Raw genomic sequence first — 19,445 nt, forward strand, 5'->3', positions numbered from 1 at the left:
CGATGGCACGTCACGTGCGGGCGGCTGTCGCGCTGGTCATCGCGGCGGTGATGGTGAGCGGTTGCGCAACCTCGGTGACGGGCAGAGCGGTGCGGGCTCCCGGCCAGCCGGAGGTCCCCGCGAATGCGCACCGGGCGATATCGGCGCACGAGTTCCTTCTGCCGGACGGGGATGCCACCCCGCTCGGTCCGGCGACCGCGACCTCGGTGGGTGACAACTACTTCACCAGCGCTCGGCCGCCGGAATGCTCGGCGGCACTGCTGTTCAAGGGTTCGCCGCTGCGGCCCGGCGGATCATCCGACCGCGCCGAATCCGCGTACCGACTCAGCGGCCAGGCACTGTACGCCGAATCGGTCGACACCTATGACCGCACCTTGAAGATCCACGACGTCATCTCGAAAGGCTTTGGGGCCGTGTCGAATTGTCACGGCGACGCAATCGGCGTGTCCCCAAGCGGAGCGTTTCGGCCGATGCGACTCAGCTTCTTCGGCGCTACCGACGATGGCGTCCTGGTCTGGACCATGACCCGTCCGGACTGGACTTGTGACTATGGGCTGGCCGCGTTGTCGAGGGTGGTTTTGATGCTGTCGGCCTGCGACGTCAAGCCGGGATTCCCGATGACGGACTGGGCTTCGAAGCGTCGTGCGCAGATCGACCGCCGGACCACCTGAGGTTGTCGTCCGGGGCTACTACACCCGATAGCCGACAGCCGGGCCTGCCCGCGGACGATTTCGATGGCTGCTTGATCTGTGGATTGTCGGTCCGTGTACCCCTGCGGCGAACGTGCGGGCTTGTTGTCGTCCGGGCCTGTTACGCTCGAACACATGTTCGAATACGTGGAGGCTTCGCGGCCGACGCCGGAGTCAACGGTGCTGCTGGATCGGGTCCGCGAGGCGGGGCGTGCGGAGGCGCGGGCGGCCGCGGAGCGGTTGGTTGCCGTGGGTGAGTTGTTGATGCTGCGCTGCCGCGCGACCGGGGAACGCGCCGACTGGGCCACCGATACCTGGGACGCGGTGGCCGCGCAGGTGGCCGCCGCGCTGGGGTGCAGCGTGGTGATGGGCCATAGCTACCTGCGTTATGCGATGGCGCTGCGCGAGCGGCTGCCGCGGGTGGGCGAGCTGTTCGCGGCCGGGGAGATTGACTATCGGGCGTTTCAGGCGATCGTGTTTCGCACCGATCTGATCACGGATGCCGCGGTGCTGGCGATCGTGGATGCGCGGGTGGCGGCGCTGCTGGTGCGCCGCCCGTCGCTGACCCGCGGCGGGTTGGCCGCCGCGGTGGATCAGATCGTGGCCGGGGTTGATCGCGATGCGCAGCGCCGGGCGACCACAGCCGCCGAGGAGCGTCATGTCGATGTGCGGGCCAACGAGTCGGGGATGGCCTGGCTGGAAGCCAGCGTGTTCGCCACCACCGGCCAGGCGCTGGATCGCCGCCTGGATGAGTTGGCGGGCACGGTGTGTGAGGGTGATCCGCGCACCAAGGCGCAGCGGCGTGCCGATGCGCTCGGAGCGCTGGCCGCCGGCGCCGAGACGCTGGTGTGCGGCTGCGGGAGCCCCGACTGCCACCCGGCGGCGGCGAAGAGCACGGTGGTGATCCACCTGATCGCCGAGCAGGCCACCGTCGAGGGCCGCGGGACGGCGCCCGGCGTGCTGCTCGGGGGTGAGGGGCTTATCCCCGCCGAGCTGATCACCGAGCTGGCCGCCTCCGCGCGCCTGCAGCCCCTGATCCCTCCGACGGGCGCCGAGCCGCAGTACACGCCGTCGGCCAAGCTGGCCGAGTTCATCCGGTGCCGGGATCTGACGTGTCGGGCCCCGGGCTGTGATCGCCCGGCCACTCGTTGCGATATCGACCACACCGTGCCCTACGCCGAGGGTGGGGCGACGCATCCGTCGAACCTGAAATGCTTGTGCCGGCTTCATCATTTGCTCAAAACGTTCTGGGGCTGGCGTGACCAACAACTGCCCGACGGCACGCTGATCTGGACGCTGCCCGACGGGCACACCTACGTCACCACCCCCGCCAGCGCCCTGCTATTCCCATCGCTGTGCGCACCCACCGGCGAGCCACCCGCGCCAGGGGCGCCACCGGAAATCCGCTGCGGTGAGCGCAGCGCGATGATGCCGAGGCGCCGCACCACCCGCACCCAGAACCGGGCCCGCCGCATCAACACCGAGCGCCGCCACAACCGGGCGGCGCGGCTGGCCACCCAAACGGTGCCCACCGGCCCCGCCCCACCCGCCGATCCCGACGAGCCGCCGCCCTTCTAGCGGCTACTAGCCTGGATACGTGCCAGATCCCGCGACGTATCGCCCCGCGCCCGGGTCCATCCCGGTCGAGCCCGGCGTCTACCGATTCCGGGACCCGCACGGGCGAGTCATCTACGTCGGCAAGGCCAAGAGCCTGCGTAGCCGGCTGACGTCATACTTCGCCGACGTCGCCGGCCTACACCCGCGCACCCGGCAGATGGTGACCACCGCGGCCAAGGTCGAGTGGACGGTGGTCAACACCGAAGTCGAGGCGCTGCAGCTGGAATACAACTGGATCAAGGAATTCGATCCGCGGTTCAACGTTCGCTACCGCGACGACAAGTCCTATCCGGTCCTGGCCGTCACCCTCAACGAGGAGTTTCCCAGGCTGATGGTCTATCGCGGCCCGCGGCGCAAGGGCGTCCGCTATTTCGGGCCGTACTCCCACGCATGGGCGATCCGGGAAACGCTGGACCTGCTCACCCGGGTGTTCCCGGCGCGAACCTGCTCGGCCGGAGTGTTCAAGCGGCACAAGCAGATCGACCGCCCGTGCCTGCTCGGCTACATCGACAAATGCTCGGCGCCGTGCATCGGCAGGGTCAGCGCCGAACAACATCGCCAAATCGTCGTGGACTTCTGCGATTTCTTGTCCGGCAAGACCGACCGTTTTGCCCGCGAGCTAGAACAGCAGATGAACGCCGCGGCAGACCAACTCGATTTCGAACGGGCCGCGCGGCTTCGCGACGACCTGTCCGCACTGAAGCGGGCCATGGAGAAGCAGGCCGTGGTGCTCGGCGACGGCACCGACGCCGACGTGGTGGCCTTCGCCGACGACGAACTCGAAGCGGCCGTGCAGGTGTTCCACGTCCGTGGCGGGCGGGTTCGCGGCCAGCGCGGCTGGATCGTCGAAAAGTCCGGGGACCCAGGCGAATCCGGCGAGGAGCGGTTGGTCGAACAATTTCTCACCCAGTTCTACGGCGAACAGGCCGAGCTGGACGGCGCCGCCGACGAATCCACCAACCCGGTGCCCCGCGAGGTGCTGGTGCCCTGCCTGCCGTCGAACGCCGACGAGTTGGCCAGCTGGCTGTCCGGCCTGCGCGGTTCGCGCGTCACCTTAAGGGTGCCGCGCCGGGGGGATAAGCGCGCCCTGGCCGAAACCGTGCAGCGCAACGCGAAAGAGGCGCTGCAGCAACACAAGCTGAAGCGGGCCGGTGACTTCAACGCCAGATCCGCTGCGCTGCAGAATATTCAGGACGCCCTGGGCTTGGCCGACGCGCCGCTGCGGATCGAATGTGTCGACATCAGCCACGTGCAGGGCACCGACGTGGTGGGCTCGTTGGTGGTGTTCGAGGACGGCATGCCGCGCAAATCGGACTATCGCCACTTCGGGATCCGGGAAGCCGCGGGGCAGGGACGCTCCGACGACGTCGCCTCCATCGCCGAGGTGACGCGGCGGCGGTTCGCGCGCCATCTGAGCGAGCAGAACGATCCGAATATGCTTTCGCCGGAAGGAAAATCGCGCCGGTTCGCCTACCCGCCCAACCTCTACGTCGTCGACGGTGGCGCGCCCCAGGTCAACGCGGCCAGCGCGGTGCTCGACGAGCTCGGCATCACCGACGTGGCGGTGATAGGCCTGGCCAAGCGGCTGGAAGAGGTGTGGGTGCCGTCCGAGCCGGATCCCGTCATTATGCCGCGCAACAGCGAGGGACTCTATTTGCTGCAGCGCGTGCGCGACGAGGCACACCGGTTCGCCATCGCCTACCATCGCAGCAAGCGATCCAAGCGAATGACCGCCTCGGCGCTGGATTCGGTGCCAGGATTGGGAGAACATCGCCGTAAGGCGCTGGTAACGCATTTCGGCTCGCTAGCCCGCCTCAAGGAGGCCACCGTCGACCAGATCACCGCCGTCCCGGGTATCGGCGTGGCAACCGCCACGGCCGTCCTCGAAGCGCTGCGACCCCAGGATTGACCTATGACGAGTCACGGTGACTTGGCGCAGGGCCGCCCGGGCGATGCCGCGGCCGGCATCGACGTCGTCCTGGTGACCGGATTGTCCGGGGCCGGACGCGGTACCGCGGCGAAGGTGCTCGAGGACCTCGGCTGGTACGTCGCCGACAACCTGCCGCCCGAGCTGATCACCCGGATGGTGGACTTCGGACTGGCCGCCGGGTCGCGGATCACCCAGCTCGCGGTGGTGATGGACGTTCGATCACGGGGATTCACCGGCGATTTGGACTCGGTGCGCACCGAACTGGCCACCCGCAACATCACCCCGCGCGTGGTGTTCATGGAGGCGTCCGACGACATGTTGGTCCGCCGCTACGAACAGAACCGCCGCAGCCATCCCTTGCAGGGCGAGCAGACCCTGGCCGAGGGTATCGCCGCCGAGCGCGCGATGCTGGCCCCGGTTCGCGCCACCGCGGACCTGATCATCGACACGTCGACCTTGTCGGTGCGGGGCCTGAGGGAAAACATCGAGCGAGCCTTCGGCGGCGACGGCGCCGGGACCACCAGCGTCACCGTCGAGTCGTTCGGCTTCAAGTACGGCCTGCCGATGGACGCCGACATGGTCATGGACGTGCGATTCCTGCCCAACCCGCACTGGGTCGACGAGCTGCGCCCGCTCACCGGCCAACACCCGGCGGTGCGCGATTACGTGTTGGGTCAACCCGGCGCTACCGAGTTTCTCGACGCCTACCATCGATTGCTATCTCTGGTCGTCGGCGGCTACCGCCGGGAGGGCAAGCGATACATGACGGTCGCCATTGGCTGCACCGGCGGCAAGCATCGCAGCGTCGCGATCGCCGAGGCCTTGATGCAGCTGCTGGGGGGCAATGCGCAACTGTCGGTGCGGGTGCTGCACCGGGATCTGGGCCGCGAATGAGTTCACCGAATAGCGAGGGCATCGTTGCCCTCGGGGGCGGACACGGATTGCACGCGACGCTGTCCGCCGCCCGCCGGCTGACCCCCTACGTCACCGCCGTGGTCACCGTCGCCGACGATGGTGGCTCGTCCGGCCGGTTGCGCAGCGAACTGGATGTCATCCCGCCGGGCGATTTGCGAATGGCGTTGGCGGCGTTGGCATCCGACAGTCCGTACGGACGACTGTGGGCGACCATCCTGCAGCACCGATTCGGCGGCAGCGGCGCGCTGGCCGGGCATCCGATCGGCAACCTGATGCTTGCCGGGCTCAACGAGGTATTGGCCGATCCGGTCGCCGCGCTGGACGAGCTCGGCCGCATCCTCGGGGTCAAGGGCAGGGTGTTGCCGATGTGCCCGATAGCGCTGGAGATCGAGGCCGACGTCTCCGGCCTGGAGTCCGACCCGCGGATGTTCCGGCTGATCCGCGGCCAGGTGGCGATCGCCACCACGCCAGGCAAGGTGCGGCGGGTCCGGCTGCTTCCCGCCGACCCGCCGGCGACCCGGCAGGCGGTGGACGCCATCATGGCCGCCGACCTGGTGGTGCTGGGTCCCGGTTCCTGGTTCACCAGCGTGATCCCGCACGTGTTGGTGCCGGATCTGGCCGCGGCGCTGCGCAGGACCAGCGCGCGGCGTGCCCTGGTGCTCAACCTGGTCGCCGAGCCGGGGGAGACGGCCGGATTCTCGGTGGAACGGCATCTGCACGTGCTCGCCCAGCATGCGCCCGGGTTCACCGTCCACGACATCATCATCGACGCCGAACGGGTGCCGAGTGAGCGGGAGCGCGAGCAGCTGCGCCGCACCGCGACGCTGCTGCAGGCCGAGGTCCACTTCGCCGACGTGGCTACACCTGGTAGACCTTTACATGACCCGGGCAAGCTCGCGGCGGCCCTGGACGGGGTCCGAGGGGGCCCCAAGGCCCCGGGACTGCCTTCGTCTAGGACCACCGCGGAGATTCGGGTCGACAGCGATACGAGGAGTGACGACGCGTGGCGATGACGACCGAAGTCAAGGACGAGCTGAGCCGCCTGGTCGTGAAATCGGTCAGCGCGCGTCGGGCGGAAGTCACTTCCCTGTTGCGCTTCGCCGGTGGGTTGCACATCGTGGGCGGGCGTGTCCTGGTCGAGGCCGAGGTGGATCTGGGCAACATCGCGCGGCGGCTGCGCAAGGACATCTTCGACCTGTACGGCTACAACGCGGTCGTGCATGTGTTGTCTGCCAGCGGAATTCGCAAGAGCACGCGGTACGTGCTGCGGGTGGCCAACGACGGTGAGGCGCTGGCACGCCAGACGGGCCTGCTCGACATGCGGGGCCGTCCGGTGCGGGGTCTGCCCGCACAGGTGGTGGGCGGCAGCATCACCGACGCCGAAGCGGCGTGGCGGGGAGCCTTCCTGGCGCACGGCTCGTTGACCGAGCCCGGCCGCTCGTCGGCATTGGAGGTCAGCTGCCCCGGCCCGGAGGCCGCGCTGGCCTTGGTGGGCGCCGCCCGCCGGCTGGGCGTCAGCGCGAAGGCCCGCGAGGTCCGTGGCGCCGACCGGGTGGTGGTGCGCGACGGCGAGGCGATCGGCGCGCTGCTGACGCGGATGGGCGCCCAGGACACCCGGGTGATCTGGGAGGAGCGCCGGATGCGTCGCGAGGTGCGCGCGACGGCCAACCGCCTCGCCAATTTCGACGACGCCAACCTGCGCCGCTCGGCGCGGGCCGCGGTCGCGGCGGCGGCCCGGGTGGAGCGGGCATTGGAGATACTGGGCGACAGCGTCCCCGACCATCTGGCGTCGGCCGGCAAGTTGCGCGTCGAGCACCGGCAGGCTTCCCTCGAGGAGCTCGGCCGCCTGGCGGACCCTCCGATGACGAAAGACGCTGTGGCGGGCCGTATTCGGCGATTGCTCTCGATGGCCGACCGTAAGGCGAAGGTCGAAGGCATCCCCGACACCGAGTCGGCGGTAACGCCAGACCTTTTGGAAGATGCCTAGCTAACCAGCGGATTGCTGGGCGCAAGGGGTGGGGGAGGGCTACGGTCATCGCATGAAGCGGCTATCGAGTGTTGATGCGGCGTTCTGGTCGGCCGAAACGTCGGGCTGGCATATGCATGTGGGTGCGTTGGCGATCTGCGATCCCAGCGACGCGCCCGACTACAGCTTTCAGCGCCTGCGCGAACTGCTCATCGAGCGGCTGCCCGAGATACCGCAGTTGCGCTGGCGGGTCACCGGCGCGCCCCTCGGGCTGGACCGGCCGTGGTTCGTCGAGGACGAGGAACTCGACATCGACTTCCACGTCCGCCGCATAGGCGTCCCCGCTCCGGGTAGTCGCCGCGAACTCGAGGAGCTGGTGGGCCGGCTGATGTCCTACAAGCTGGATCGCTCCCGGCCGCTGTGGGAACTGTGGGTCATCGAGGGCGTCGAGGGTGGCCGGATCGCTACGCTGACCAAGATGCACCACGCCATCGTCGACGGGGTATCGGGGGCCGGGCTGGGTGAAATCCTGCTGGACGTGACGCCGGAACCCCGTCCGCCGCAACAGGAAACGGTCGGATCGCTGGTGGGCTTCCAGCTTCCCGGCCTGGAGCGGCGCGCGGTGGGCGCGCTCATCAACGTCGGCGTCAAGACGCCCTTCCGCATCGCCCGGCTGGTCGAACAGACGGTGCGCCAGCAGGTCGCGGCGTTGGGCATCGCCAGCCGGCCGCCGCGCTACTTCGAGGCGCCCAAGACCCGGTTCAACGCGCCGGTGTCCCCGCACCGGCGGGTCACCGGCTGCCGCGTCGAGCTGGCCCGCGCCAAGGCCGTCAAGGACGCCTACGACGTCAAGCTCAACGACGTCGTGCTCGCACTGGTCGCCGGTGCCGCGCGCGAATACTTGCAGAAACGTGGTGAGCTGCCCACCAAACCGCTGATCGCGCAGATCCCCGTCTCGACTCGAACCGACGAGAACAAGGACGAGATCGGCAACAAGATCAGCTCGATGACCGCGTCCCTGGCCACCGATATCGACGACCCCGCCGAGCGGCTGCGCGCCATCCACGAAAGCACGCAAAGCGCCAAGGGAATGGCCAAGGCGCTGTCGGCGCATCAGATCATGGGGCTGACCGAGACCACCCCGCCCGGGCTGCTGCACCTGGCCGCGCGTGCCTACACGGCCACCGGCCTATCGCGAAACCTGGCTCCGCTCAACCTGGTTATATCCAATGTCCCCGGTCCGCCGTTCCCGTTGTACATGGCGGGGGCCAAGCTCGACTCGCTGGTTCCGCTCGGGCCGCCGGTGATGGACATCGCCCTGAACGTCACCTGCTTCTCCTACACCGACTACCTGGACTTCGGCTTCGTCACCACGCCCGAGGTGGCCAACGACATCGACGACATGGCCGACGCGATCGAACCGGCGCTGACCGAACTCGAGAAAGCGGCGGCGCTGGCCTAGTCGCGGCCCGGATAGCCGGTCGCGTACACCCAGGACAGAAACCGCGCCACGGCCTCGGCGGCTTGGTGCGCCCGCGGCGAACCGAAAATGTCGAAACCGTGTTGGGCGCCGGGCAATTCGGCGTAGGCCACCGGCGACTTCGACACGCCGCGCAGTTCCTCGGCGAATTCGCGGGCTTCGCCGACCGGAATGAGGGAATCGTCGGCGCCGTGCAAGACGAAGAACGGCGGCGCGTCCGCCCGCAGCCGCCGGATCGGCGACGCGTCGACGTAGATATCGCGGTGGTCCGCGAATTTCCGCTTCACCACAAACTTTTCGAGCAACCGGACGAATTCCGGGCGACCCTCGCCCTCGGTGGAGAACCAGTCGTAGCGCCCGTACACCGGGACCGCGGCGACCACCGATGTGTCGGCATCTTCGAAGCCCGGCTGGAATTTGGGGTCATTGGGCGTCAGCGCCGCCAGCGCGGCCAGGTGACCGCCGGCGGAGCCGCCGGTGATGGCGACGAAATCGGGATCCCCGCCGTAACGCGCGATGTTCTCCTTGACCCAGGCCAGCGCCCGCTTGACGTCGACGATGTGGTCGGGCCAGGTGTGCATCGGGGAAACCCGATAGCCGACCGACACGCATACCCAGCCGCGGGCGGCCAGGTGGCTCATCAGGGGATAGGCCTGGGGACGGCGCATTCCGATCACCCAGGCGCCGCCGGGCACCTGAACCAGCACCGGCGCCTTGCCGTCGCGCGGCAGGTCGCGGCGGCGCCAGATGTCGGCCAGGTTCGCCCGGCCGTGCGGCCCATAGGACACGACGTTCGTCTTCTCGACATAGCGCCGCCGGGCCACGGTGTTGCCCAGCGGTAGGTTGCGCCGCCCGCGGCGCTTGGGCTCGGTCTGCGGCAGTTCGGCCAGCGCCTCGGCGTAGTCGGCTCCCAGCTGCTCGCGCAGCCCGGCCTCCAGCACCGGGCCCGGGGTGGTGACGCCGCGCCAGCGGATCACCCCCAGGATCGCCCAGGACGCGGCGGTCAGGGCCAGCGCCGCCTTTCCCCGCCGCCCGGCGAAGTCGCCGCGCCGGCCGCGGCGCAGCGCGTCGAGTAGCGACGCCGTGAAGTACACGCCAGGCACCTCCGACGTGGGCCAGCCGAACCAGAACACCGCGACGGTGGGATAGCCTTTGCGGGCCAGCGGGCGTAATCCGTTGGCGGCGTTGATGAATTCGACTACCGCGCGGGCCAGCGGCCGCGGCTTCCTGAGCATCGGTCGCATCAGCCGTTGACCCGCGATTGCAATTCGGCCCGCAGGATCTTGCCGGTGCTGCCGCGGGGGAGCTCGTCGAGGACCGATATTTCGCGGGGCACCTTATAGTTGGCCAGGTTCTCCCGCACGTGTTGCTTGAGCTCATCGGGCGTGGCGGACGCGCCGGGTTCGAGCACCACAAACGCCGCCAGCCGCTGGCCGTACTGCTCGTCGTCGACGCCGATCACGGCGGCCTCCGCCACGTCGGAGTGCGCCGCCAGCGTCTTCTCGACCTCGATCGGGTAGACGTTCTCGCCGCCGGAGACGATCATCTCGTCGTCGCGGCCGACGACGAACAGCCGTCCGGCCTCGTCGAGGTAGCCGACGTCTCCCGACGACATGAACCCGGCGTGGAAATCCTTGGTGGTGCCCGAGGTGTAGCCCTCGAACTGGGTGTCGTTGTGGACGTAGATGCTGCCCACCTCGCCGGTGGGCACCTCGTTGAAATCCGGGTCCAGGATCCGGATTTCGGTCCCGCCCGCGGGCCGTCCCGCCGTGTCCGGCGCGGCGCGCAGGTCTTCCGGCGTGGCGGTGGCGATCATGCCTGCCTCGGTCGCGTTGTAGTTGTTGTAAATCACGTCGCCGAACTGGTCCATGAACGCGATCACCACATCCGGACGCATCCGCGAACCGGAAGCCGCGGCGAACCGTAATGACTTGCAGCTGTACCGGTTTCGTACCTCGTCGGGCAGATCCATGATGCGGTCGAACATCACCGGGACCACCGCCAGGCCGGTCGCCCGGTGCCGGTCGATGAGATCCAGTGTGGCCTCCGGGTCGAATTTGCGCCGGGTGATCACCGTGCAGGCCATCGATGCGGCGAACACCAGCTGCGAAAATCCCCACGCGTGAAACATCGGCGCGACGATCACGATGGGCTCCTCCGCCCGCCACGGCGTGCGGTCCAGGATCGCCTTGAGCGTGCCGATCCCGGCGTTGCCGCCAGTCTGGTTGGCGCCCTTGGGTGTTCCGGTGGTTCCGGAGGTGAGCAGGATCATCCTGCCCTTGCGGCCGGTGCGCTCGGGCCGCTGCCCGGCGTGATCGGCGACGAGTTCCTCTAGCCTTTTCAAGGCCGACTCGTGCTCGCGGTCAGTCCAGGCCAGGATGCGGGTGGCGTCGGGATTGTCGGCGAGCGCGCGGTCGACCGTCGCGGTGAACTCCTCGTCGTAGATGACGGTGTCGACGCCTTCGCGGTTGACGACGCCAGCCAGCGCCGGCCCGGCGAACGACGTGTTGAGGAGCAGAATGTCGGAGCCGATCCGGTTGCCGGCCACCAGCGATTCCACGAAGCCCCGGTGATTGCGGCACATGATCCCGATGACCCGGCCGCCGGGCAGCTTCTGTAGCGCCGCGGCCAGCGCGTCGATGTTTTCGTCGAGCTGGCGCCACGTCAGCGTGCCCAGCTCGTCGACCAGCCCGGGGCGGTCCGGGCAGCGCTGCGCGGCGCCGGCGAAACCGACCGTGATGCCCATGCCCTCGCGACGCATCGCGGCGGCGATCTTCAGGTAGCGGTCGGGCCGCATCGGCGCGATCATTCCGGCGCGCCTCAGGGTGGTGATGATGCCGAGGGCCTGGTTGAGACGAGATGCCATGGCTCAGCCCAGAATCGGGAAGCGGCGGCCGGACGCGAGCGTGGTCAGGCCGTCCTGCATCACCGACCGGACATGCTCGTCGACCTCGTCGACGTCCGGGTCCTCGCCGAATTGCGCGGCGATGTCGATCGGTTCCAGCAGTTGCATCACGAGCTTGCTGGGCAGCGGCAGGTTGGGCGGGATCACGGCGCTGAACCCGAAGGGGAAGCCGAACGAAACCGGCATGATGGCGCTGCGCAGCAGGCGCTTGATGCCCAGCCGTTCGGCCAGCCAGGTGCCGCGGGACAGATAGAGCTGGGTCTCTTGGCCGCCGATGGACACGGCCGGGACGATCGGCACACCGGCCTCGATCGCCGTGCTGACGTAGCCCTTGCGGCCGTTGAAGTCGATGACGTTCTCCGACAGCGTGGGCCGGTATGCGTCGTAGTCGCCGCCGGGGAAGACCACGACCACGCCGCCGGCCCGCAGCGCCCTCGCCGCGTTCTCGCGGTTGGCCCGGATGTAGCCTGCGCGCCGGAACAGCGGCGCCGTCGGACCCATGAACAGGATGTCGTGGCTCAGCGTGTAGACCGGCCGGTCGTAGCCGAACTTCTCGTAGAAGTCGACGCTGAAGATCGGGACGTCCATCGGGAACATGCCGCCGGAGTGGTTTGCGACGACCAGCGCCCCGCCGGGCGGGAACGCGTCCAGCCCGTGCACCTCAGAGCGGAAGTATGTCTTCAGGAACGGACGCATCGCGCTCATCAACCGCTGGGTGGTGCCAGGGTCGAATTTGCCGATGTCTCCGATATCTGGGCTGTCGGTGTCGCTCACGGTTCTCCTTGAGGCTTCCTTGCCGCGCTGAGGTTCCTCGATGGTAGCGAGCCCGGTGTGAGCGGCCGGAATCCGCGTGTGGACCGGGCGGCGTCGGGCGGGGTATGGTTACGGCCCGTCCCTTCGCCAAACGTCCAGTTGAGAGAACAGATGGACTTCGCCGGTTCGCCCGACGAGCGCGCGTCGCGCTCGGTCGCTCCCCACAGGTCGGGCACCGCTCTGGACCGACGGACACGTCCATCCCGGCGCGGCGTGGCTCGCTCCGAGCCGGTCGACGGCAATCACGATGCCGATTTTTCCGCCGCCGCGGCCGCGATGGCCGATCGCCGGCAGGCCGACTACTTCCTGCGCCTGCTCGCCCAGAGCCGGCGGCTCAGTGAGCACCGGATCGACCGGTATCAGCAGGCGATCGCCGTCTGCGAGTCCAATCGCGACGCCGAAGGCGCCGCCAACTTCCGGCGCATGCTGCGCGGCGAAGAACAGGAACTGCAATCACTCGATGGAATGATCGAAGGGCTGCGCCAGCGGTTCGGCTGAAATAGCGCTTGCCGCAGCCGTTTTCGGCGACAGAGAGGCCAGCCATGGGATTCATGTCACCGGAGCTTCCGGACGTCGATCACGACACCTGGCCGACCCTGCCACGGGCAACGCGGCTGCAGGTCGTGACCCGTCATTGGGCCGAACACGGCTTCGGAACACCCTATGCGGTGTATCTGCTCTACCTGATCAAGATCGCGGTGTACGTCGCCGCCCCGGCCGCCATCATCTCGCTGACCCCGGGACTCGGCGGCCTGGGCCGCATCGGCGATTGGTGGACACAGCCGATCGTGTATCAGAAGGTCGTCATCTTCACGCTGCTGTTCGAGGTCCTGGGCCTCGGCTGCGGATCGGGCCCGCTGACCGGGCGGTTCATGCCTCCCATCGGTGGAGTCCTGTATTGGTTGCGGCCCAACACGATTCGACTGCCCGCGTGGCCGGATAAGGTTCCGCGCACCCGCGGTGATTCCCGCACGCTCGCCGACGTCGCGCTCTATGCCATCGTGTTGGCCGGCGCGGTGTGGGCGCTGCTGTCACCCGGGTACGGGGGGCCGGTCACCGGCGCAGGGGATGTCGGGCTGATCGACCCCGTCGTGGTGATCCCGACGATCGTCGCCCTGGCGCTGCTGGGCCTGCGCGACAAGACCATCTTCCTGGCCGCGCGCGGGGAACACTACTGGCTGAAGCTGTTCGTCTTCTTTTTCCCGTTCACCGATCAGATCGCGGCGTTCAAGATCATCATGCTGCTGCTCTGGTGGGGGGCGGCGACCTCCAAGCTCAACCACCACTTCCCCTACGTCGTGTCGGTGATGACAAGCAACAACGCGCTGTTGCGGCCCAAGCTGTTCCTGCCGATCAAGCACCTGCTCTACCGCGACCACGTCAACGACCTACGACCCAGCTTGCTTCCGAAACTCATGGCCCACGTCGGCGGCACCACAGCGGAGTTCATCGTCCCCACGGTCCTGGTGTTCGTCGCCGGCGATCAGCCGTGGCGGTGGTTTCTCATCGGGTTCATGGTGATCTTCCACCTCAACATCATTTCCAACCTCCCGATGGGAGTCCCGTTGGAGTGGAACGTGTTCTTCATCTTCTCGCTGTTCTACCTGTTCGGGCACTACGGCGCGATCCGCGCCACCGACCTTTCCTCGCCGCTGCTGCTGGCGCTCATGGTCGTCGTGGTAGCCGTCGTGATCGTGGGAAACATGTTCCCCGAGAAGGTTTCGTTCCTCCCCGCGATGCGCTACTACGCCGGCAACTGGGCCTGCAGCGTGTGGTGCTTCCGCGCGGGCATCGAGGAGAAGGTCGACGCCGAAGTCGTCAAGAGCTCTGCGCTCGTCGTCAATCAGCTGGCCAAGCTCTACGGCCCCGCGACGGCCGAAATCATGGCCGACAAGGTCGCGGCCTTCCGCGCGATGCACCTACACGGCCGAGTGCTCAACGCGTTGTTAGCCCGCGCGATCGACAACGAAGCCGACTACAAGATTCGTGAGGGCGAGGTGGTCGCCGGGCCATTGGTCGGGTGGAACTTCGGTGAGGGTCATCTGCACAACGAGCAGCTACTGGAAGCCGTACAGCGGCGCTGCCACCTCGAGGACGGCGATCTTCGCGTAATCGTCCTGGAGGGCCAACCGATCCACATCCAGAAACAGTGGTACCGCATCCTCGACGCCAAGACCGGACTGATCGAGGCGGGCTACGTCACCATCGAGGACATGCTGTCGCGGCAGCCGTGGGCCGAGCCGGGCGACGAGTTCCCGGTCCACGTCACCACGCAAAACGTGATTCATCCCGAGTCATGACAAAGGCGGTCGTCGTCGGGGCCGGCCCCAACGGTCTGGCCGCCGCGATCCAGCTCGCCCGCCACGGTGTCGACGTCCAGGTGCTGGAGGCCCGCGACACGATCGGCGGGGGAGCGCGCTCCGGTGAGCTGACGCTGCCCGGAGTGATTCACGACCATTGCTCGGCGTTTCATCCCTTGGCCGTGGGTTCGCCGTTCTGGAAGGAGATCGACCTTCCACGCTACGGATTGGTGTGGAAGTGGCCGGAGATCGACTGCGCGCACCCGCTCGACGACGGCAGCGCCGGTGTGCTGTACCGCTCGATCGAAGAGACCACCGCCCGCCTGGGGCCCGACGGCGCCCGGTGGCGGCGGGCCGTCGGCGATCTCGCGGCCGGGTTCGACCAACTGGCCCAGGATCTGCTCCGCCCGGTGATCAACATCCCGCATCACCCCGTCCGCCTCGCGGCGTTCGGTCCACGCGCGGCGCTGCCGGCCACGGTCCTGGCGCGCTGGTTTCGCACGGAGCCGGCGCGCGCGTTGTTCGGCGGTGCTGCCGCGCACGTCTACACCCGGCTGGATCGCCCGCTCACCGCGTCGCTCGGGCTGATGATCCTGGCCAGCGGCCACCGCTATGGCTGGCCCGTCGCCGAGGGCGGATCCGGATCGATCACCCGGGCCCTGGCCGCGGCCCTGGCCGCGCACGGCGGCGGCGTGGCTACCGGGGTGATGGTGTCGAGCCGCAGGGACATCCCCGACGCCGACATCGTGATGCTGGACCTGAGCCCCGCGGCGGTGCTGTCGATATACGGCGACGTGATGCCGGGCCGGATCAAGCGGTCCTACCGGCGCTACCGCCAGGGGGCGTCGGCGTTCAAGGTCGACTTCGCGATCGAGGGCGATATCCCGTGGACGAACCCCGACTGCACCCGCGCCGGCACCGTCCACCTCGGGGGCACCTTCGCCGAGATCGCGGACACCGAACGTCAACGCGCGCAAGGCAAGATGGCGGCGCGGCCGTTCGTGCTCGTCGGGCAGCAGTACCTGGCCGACCCGTCCCGGTCGGCCGGCAACGTCAACCCGATCTGGGCATACGCGCACGTGCCGTTCGGCTACACCGGCGACGCCACCGCCGCCGTCGTCGACCAGATCGAGCGCTTCGCCCCGGGATTCCGCGACCGCATCCTGGCGTCCGTCAGCAAGAGCGCCGCCGACCTGCAGGCCTACAACCCGAACTTCATCGGCGGCGACATCATCGGTGGCGCCAACGACGGCCTGCAGGTGGTGCTGCGCCCGCGCGTCGCCGTCAACCCGTACGCGACCGGTGTTCCGGGTGTCTACCTGTGCTCGCAGTCCGCGCCGCCGGGAGCCGGTATCCACGGGCTGTGCGGCTACCACGCCGCCACCGCGGCGCTGCGGCGCCTGCGCGGGTAACGCAGGTCACCTCCGAGGGGGAGGCCCAGCAACCGTTGTCGCTACTGATCTAGGCTGACGGCGAGCAGTTTCATCAGCGATCAGACAGGGAGAGACAAGTGACGGTCCGAGTAGGCATCAACGGCTTCGGTCGAATCGGACGCAACTTCTACCGGGCCCTACTGGCCCAACAGGAGCAGGGCCTTTTTGCGCCCGGGGCCGACGTGGAGGTGATCGCCGTCAACGACATCACTGACAACAGCACGCTGGCGCACCTGCTCAAATTCGACTCGATCCTCGGCCGGCTGCCCCACGACGTCAGCCTCGAAGGCGACGACACCATCGTCGTGGGCCCCGCGAAAATCAAGGCGCTCGAGGTCCGGGAGGGCCCGGCGGCGCTGCCCTGGGGCGACCTCGGCGTCGACGTCGTCGTGGAATCCACCGGACTGTTCACCAACGCGGCCAAGGCCAAAGGCCACCTGGACGCCGGCGCGAAGAAAGTGATCATCTCCGCGCCCGCGACCGACGAGGACATCACGATCGTGCTCGGGGTCAACGACGACAAGTACGACGGCAGCCAGAACATCATCTCCAACGCGTCGTGCACCACGAACTGCCTTGCGCCGCTTGCCAAAGTGCTCGACGACGAATTCGGCATCGACCGGGGCCTGATGACCACCATCCACGCCTACACGCAGGATCAGAACCTGCAGGACGGCCCGCACAAGGACCTGCGTCGGGCCCGCGCCGCCGCGCTGAACATCGTGCCGACCTCTACCGGCGCGGCCAAGGCCATCGGCCTGGTGATGCCCAACCTGAAGGGCAAGCTCGACGGGTATGCGCTGCGCGTGCCGATTCCCACCGGCTCGGTGACCGACCTGACCGCCGACCTGTCCAAGTCCGCCAGCGTCGAGGAGATCAACGCGGCGTTCAAGGCCGCCGCCGAGGGCCGGCTCAAGGGCATCCTGAAGTACTACGACGCGCCGATCGTCTCCAGCGACATCGTCACCGACCCGCACAGCTCCATCTTCGACTCCGGCCTGACCAAGGTGATCGCCAACCATGCCAAGGTGGTGTCGTGGTACGACAACGAGTGGGGTTACTCCAACCGCCTCGTCGACCTGGTCGCACTGGTTGGCAAGTCGCTGTAGACCGTGTCCGTTCCCAGCCTCGAAGACCTTCTGGCGGAAGGTGTTTCAGGTCGCGCCGTGCTGGTGCGCTCCGACCTGAACGTTCCTCTCGATGCGGGCGTCATCACCGACCCGGGCCGCATCACCGCGTCCGTCCCGACGTTGAGGGCGCTGGCCGAAGCCGGCGCCAAGGTGGTCATCGCCGCGCACCTGGGCCGCCCCAAGGGCGCACCCGACCCCGCGCTGTCGCTGGCGCCGGTGGCCGCCGCGCTCGGTGAACAGCTGGGCCGGCACGTGCAATTGGCCGGCGACGTGGTGGGCGGCGACGCGCTGGCCCGCGCCGAGGGGTTGACCGACGGCGACGTCCTGTTGCTGGAGAACGTGCGATTCGACCCGCGGGAGACCAGCAAGGACGACGGCGAGCGACTCGCCCTGGCCAAGCTGCTGGCCGAACTGGTTTCGCCGGGAGGAGCTTTCGTCTCCGACGGCTTCGGGGTGGTGCACCGCAAGCAAGCCTCCGTGTACGACGTCGCCACCCTGCTGCCGCACTACGCCGGCACGCTGGTCGCCGAGGAGATCCGGGTGCTCGAGCAGCTGACGGCCTCGACCAAGCGCCCGTACGCGGTGGTGCTCGGCGGGTCGAAGGTGTCCGACAAGCTCGGCGTCATCGAGTCGCTGGCGACCAAGGCCGACAGCATTGTGATCGGCGGCGGCATGTGCTTCACTTTCCTTGCCGCGCAGGGCCTTTCGGTGGGCACATCCCTGCTTGAGACCGACATGATCGACACGTGCCGCAGGTTGAGCGAGACCTACGCCGACGTGCTGCGGCTCCCGGTGGACATCGTGGTGGCGGAGAAGTTCGCCGCCGACTCGCCGCCGGAGACCGTGGCCGCGGACCGGATCCCGGACGACAAGATGGGCCTGGACGTCGGACCCGAGTCGGTGCGACGGTTCGCCGCGCTGCTGTCCAACGCCGAGACCGTCTTCTGGAACGGCCCGATGGGTGTGTTCGAGTTCTCCGCCTTCGCGGCGGGCACCAAGGGCGTGGCCGAGGCGATCGTCGCCGCGACCGGCAAGGGCGCCTTCAGCGTGGTCGGCGGCGGCGACTCCGCGGCGGCGGTGCGCGCGCTCGGCATCCCCGAGGACGCCTTTTCGCACATCTCCACCGGTGGGGGCGCATCGCTGGAATACCTGGAGGGCAAGACGCTGCCCGGCATCGAGGTACTGGGCCGGCCGCAGCCAAGTGGAGGAGTCTCGTGAGCCGCAAGCCCCTGATCGCCGGCAACTGGAAGATGAACCTCAATCACTTCGAGGCGATCGCGCTGGTGCAGAAGATCGCCTTCGCGCTGCCCGACAAGTACTACGACAAGGTCGACGTCACGGTGATCCCGCCGTTCACCAACCTGCGCAGCGTGCAGACCCTGGTCGACGGCGACAAGCTGCGGCTGACCTACGGCGCGCAGGACCTGTCCCAGCACGAGTCGGGCGCCTACACCGGCGACATCAGCGGCGCCTTCCTGGCCAAGCTGGGCTGCTCCTTCGTCATCGTCGGGCACTCCGAGCGGCGCACCTACCACAACGAGGACGACGACCTGGTGGCCGCTAAGGCGACGGCCGCCCTGAAGAACGAGCTGACGCCGATCGTCTGCATCGGCGAACACCTGGAGGTCCGGGAGGCCGGCGAGCACGTCGGCCACTGCGAGAAGCAGCTGCGCGGCTCGCTGGCGGGCCTTTCGGCCGAGCAGATCGGCCAGGTCGTCATCGCCTACGAGCCGGTCTGGGCGATCGGAACCGGCCGGGTGGCCAGCGCGGGCGACGCCCAGGAGGTGTGCGCGGCGATTCGCAAAGAGTTGGCGTCCCTCGCCTCCTCAAAGATCGCCGAGGGCGTCCGGGTGCTCTACGGCGGCTCGGTGAACGCGAAGAACATCGGCGAAATCGTCGCCCAGAACGACGTCGACGGCGGCCTCGTCGGGGGCGCGTCGCTGGACGGCGAGCAGTTCGCGACGCTGGCGGCCATCGCCGCCGGCGGGCCGCTGCCGTGATGCCCCCGCGAAGCCGGTAGGCTGCACGTCATGCAATTGGCCCTGCAGATCACCCTAGTGGTCACCAGCATCCTGGTGGTGTTGCTGGTGCTGCTGCACCGCGCCAAGGGCGGCGGCCTGTCGACGCTGTTCGGCGGCGGCGTGCAGTCCAGCCTGTCCGGGTCGACCGTGGTCGAGAAGAACCTGGACCGGTTGACGCTGTTCATCACCGGCATCTGGCTGGTGTGCATCATCGGCATGGCCCTGCAGATCAAGTACCGCTGACAG

17 protein-coding genes are annotated in these 19,445 nt (G+C 68.3%); 14 read left to right on the top strand and 3 right to left on the bottom strand.

Features of this window, described 5'->3' with window-relative positions; genetic code table 11:
• The first annotated feature begins 2 nt into the window (after positions 1–2).
• From ACQI5H_RS00335 to ACQI5H_RS00365, 7 genes are all read left to right on the top strand, one after another.
• Complete coding sequence (locus tag ACQI5H_RS00335; protein WP_427077459.1) at positions 3–671, top strand: hypothetical protein; 669 nt, start codon at positions 3–5, stop codon at positions 669–671.
• Between the two features lie 153 nt (positions 672–824).
• Complete coding sequence (locus ACQI5H_RS00340) at positions 825–2,267, top strand: HNH endonuclease signature motif containing protein (RefSeq protein WP_427077460.1); 1,443 nt, start codon at positions 825–827, stop codon at positions 2,265–2,267.
• Positions 2,268–2,286: 19 nt separating this feature from the next.
• Complete coding sequence (gene uvrC / locus ACQI5H_RS00345; protein WP_076125056.1) at positions 2,287–4,215, top strand: excinuclease ABC subunit UvrC; 1,929 nt, start codon at positions 2,287–2,289, stop codon at positions 4,213–4,215.
• A 3-nt stretch (positions 4,216–4,218) separates the two neighbouring features.
• Positions 4,219–5,130 carry an RNase adapter RapZ gene (rapZ, locus tag ACQI5H_RS00350; RefSeq protein ID WP_427077461.1) on the top strand — a complete coding sequence of 304 codons (912 nt, stop codon included), beginning with the start codon at positions 4,219–4,221 and terminating at the stop codon, positions 5,128–5,130.
• Positions 5,127–6,164, top strand: a complete 1,038-nt coding sequence (locus tag ACQI5H_RS00355; RefSeq protein WP_427077462.1) for a YvcK family protein — start codon at positions 5,127–5,129, stop codon at positions 6,162–6,164. Before rapZ ends, ACQI5H_RS00355 begins: the two co-directional genes overlap by 4 nt.
• Positions 6,161–7,138 carry a DNA-binding protein WhiA gene (whiA, locus tag ACQI5H_RS00360; protein ID WP_427077647.1) on the top strand — a complete coding sequence of 326 codons (978 nt, stop codon included), beginning with the start codon at positions 6,161–6,163 and terminating at the stop codon, positions 7,136–7,138. The genes ACQI5H_RS00355 and whiA overlap by 4 nt, the downstream gene beginning before the upstream one ends.
• Before the next feature lie 52 nt (positions 7,139–7,190).
• Positions 7,191–8,579, top strand: coding sequence for a WS/DGAT/MGAT family O-acyltransferase (locus ACQI5H_RS00365; RefSeq protein WP_427077463.1), 1,389 nt, complete (start codon positions 7,191–7,193; stop codon positions 8,577–8,579).
• On the opposite strand, the gene ACQI5H_RS00370 is transcribed toward ACQI5H_RS00365, so the two are convergent.
• Genes ACQI5H_RS00370 through ACQI5H_RS00380 form a run of 3 tightly spaced genes read right to left on the bottom strand, consistent with a single transcriptional unit; the run spans position 8,576 to position 12,276 of the window.
• A complete protein-coding gene (locus tag ACQI5H_RS00370) occupies positions 8,576–9,841 on the bottom strand; it encodes an alpha/beta hydrolase (protein WP_427077464.1) in 1,266 nt (421 codons plus the stop codon). The genes ACQI5H_RS00365 and ACQI5H_RS00370 overlap by 4 nt on opposite strands.
• Positions 9,841–11,463: an acyl-CoA ligase FadD12 gene (gene fadD12, locus ACQI5H_RS00375; RefSeq protein ID WP_427077465.1), complete on the bottom strand. Its 1,623-nt coding sequence runs from the start codon at positions 11,461–11,463 to the stop codon at positions 9,841–9,843. Before fadD12 ends, ACQI5H_RS00370 begins: the two co-directional genes overlap by 1 nt.
• Positions 11,464–11,466: 3 nt before the next feature.
• Positions 11,467–12,276, bottom strand: coding sequence for a 1-acyl-sn-glycerol-3-phosphate acyltransferase (locus ACQI5H_RS00380; RefSeq protein WP_427077466.1), 810 nt, complete (start codon positions 12,274–12,276; stop codon positions 11,467–11,469).
• Between the two features lie 78 nt (positions 12,277–12,354).
• On the opposite strand from ACQI5H_RS00380, the gene ACQI5H_RS00385 reads away from it, so the two are divergent.
• The 7 genes from ACQI5H_RS00385 to secG all read left to right on the top strand — a co-directional run bounded on the left by ACQI5H_RS00385 (position 12,355) and on the right by secG (position 19,442).
• A complete protein-coding gene (locus ACQI5H_RS00385; RefSeq protein WP_427077467.1) occupies positions 12,355–12,813 on the top strand; it encodes a hypothetical protein in 459 nt (152 codons plus the stop codon).
• Positions 12,814–12,857: 44 nt separating this feature from the next.
• Positions 12,858–14,615: a DUF3556 domain-containing protein gene (locus tag ACQI5H_RS00390; RefSeq protein ID WP_427077468.1), complete on the top strand. Its 1,758-nt coding sequence runs from the start codon at positions 12,858–12,860 to the stop codon at positions 14,613–14,615.
• Positions 14,612–16,027: a phytoene desaturase family protein gene (locus tag ACQI5H_RS00395; RefSeq protein ID WP_427077469.1), complete on the top strand. Its 1,416-nt coding sequence runs from the start codon at positions 14,612–14,614 to the stop codon at positions 16,025–16,027. Before ACQI5H_RS00390 ends, ACQI5H_RS00395 begins: the two co-directional genes overlap by 4 nt.
• Positions 16,028–16,125: 98 nt before the next feature.
• On the top strand, positions 16,126–17,157 hold the full coding sequence (gene gap, locus ACQI5H_RS00400; RefSeq protein WP_427077470.1) for a type I glyceraldehyde-3-phosphate dehydrogenase: 1,032 nt from the start codon (positions 16,126–16,128) through the stop codon (positions 17,155–17,157).
• 3 nt (positions 17,158–17,160) lie between these two features.
• Positions 17,161–18,396, top strand: coding sequence for a phosphoglycerate kinase (locus ACQI5H_RS00405; protein ID WP_427077471.1), 1,236 nt, complete (start codon positions 17,161–17,163; stop codon positions 18,394–18,396).
• Positions 18,393–19,178: a triose-phosphate isomerase gene (tpiA, locus tag ACQI5H_RS00410; RefSeq protein ID WP_427077472.1), complete on the top strand. Its 786-nt coding sequence runs from the start codon at positions 18,393–18,395 to the stop codon at positions 19,176–19,178. The genes ACQI5H_RS00405 and tpiA overlap by 4 nt, the downstream gene beginning before the upstream one ends.
• A 30-nt stretch (positions 19,179–19,208) precedes the next feature.
• Positions 19,209–19,442: a preprotein translocase subunit SecG gene (gene secG / locus ACQI5H_RS00415; protein WP_076062956.1), complete on the top strand. Its 234-nt coding sequence runs from the start codon at positions 19,209–19,211 to the stop codon at positions 19,440–19,442.
• Positions 19,443–19,445: the final 3 nt, after the last annotated feature.

This window comes from Mycobacterium heidelbergense (assembly GCF_050205645.1).
Taxonomy (GTDB): Bacteria; Actinomycetota; Actinomycetes; order Mycobacteriales; family Mycobacteriaceae; genus Mycobacterium; species Mycobacterium heidelbergense_A.

Excerpts from the sequence above, each read along its gene's own strand:
- ACQI5H_RS00335 (WP_427077459.1), top strand. The coding sequence starts at position 3 with ATGGCACGTCACGTGCGGGCGGCTGTCGCGCTGGTCATCGCGGCGGTG.
- ACQI5H_RS00340 (WP_427077460.1), top strand. The coding sequence starts at position 825 with ATGTTCGAATACGTGGAGGCTTCGCGGCCGACGCCGGAGTCAACGGTG.
- rapZ (WP_427077461.1), top strand. The coding sequence starts at position 4,219 with ATGACGAGTCACGGTGACTTGGCGCAGGGCCGCCCGGGCGATGCCGCG.
- ACQI5H_RS00355 (WP_427077462.1), top strand. The coding sequence starts at position 5,127 with ATGAGTTCACCGAATAGCGAGGGCATCGTTGCCCTCGGGGGCGGACAC.
- whiA (WP_427077647.1), top strand. The coding sequence starts at position 6,161 with ATGACGACCGAAGTCAAGGACGAGCTGAGCCGCCTGGTCGTGAAATCG.
- ACQI5H_RS00365 (WP_427077463.1), top strand. The coding sequence starts at position 7,191 with ATGAAGCGGCTATCGAGTGTTGATGCGGCGTTCTGGTCGGCCGAAACG.
- ACQI5H_RS00370 (WP_427077464.1), bottom strand. The coding sequence starts at position 9,841 with ATGCGACCGATGCTCAGGAAGCCGCGGCCGCTGGCCCGCGCGGTAGTC.
- fadD12 (WP_427077465.1), bottom strand. The coding sequence starts at position 11,463 with ATGGCATCTCGTCTCAACCAGGCCCTCGGCATCATCACCACCCTGAGG.
- ACQI5H_RS00390 (WP_427077468.1), top strand. The coding sequence starts at position 12,858 with ATGGGATTCATGTCACCGGAGCTTCCGGACGTCGATCACGACACCTGG.
- ACQI5H_RS00395 (WP_427077469.1), top strand. The coding sequence starts at position 14,612 with ATGACAAAGGCGGTCGTCGTCGGGGCCGGCCCCAACGGTCTGGCCGCC.
- secG (WP_076062956.1), top strand. The coding sequence starts at position 19,209 with ATGCAATTGGCCCTGCAGATCACCCTAGTGGTCACCAGCATCCTGGTG.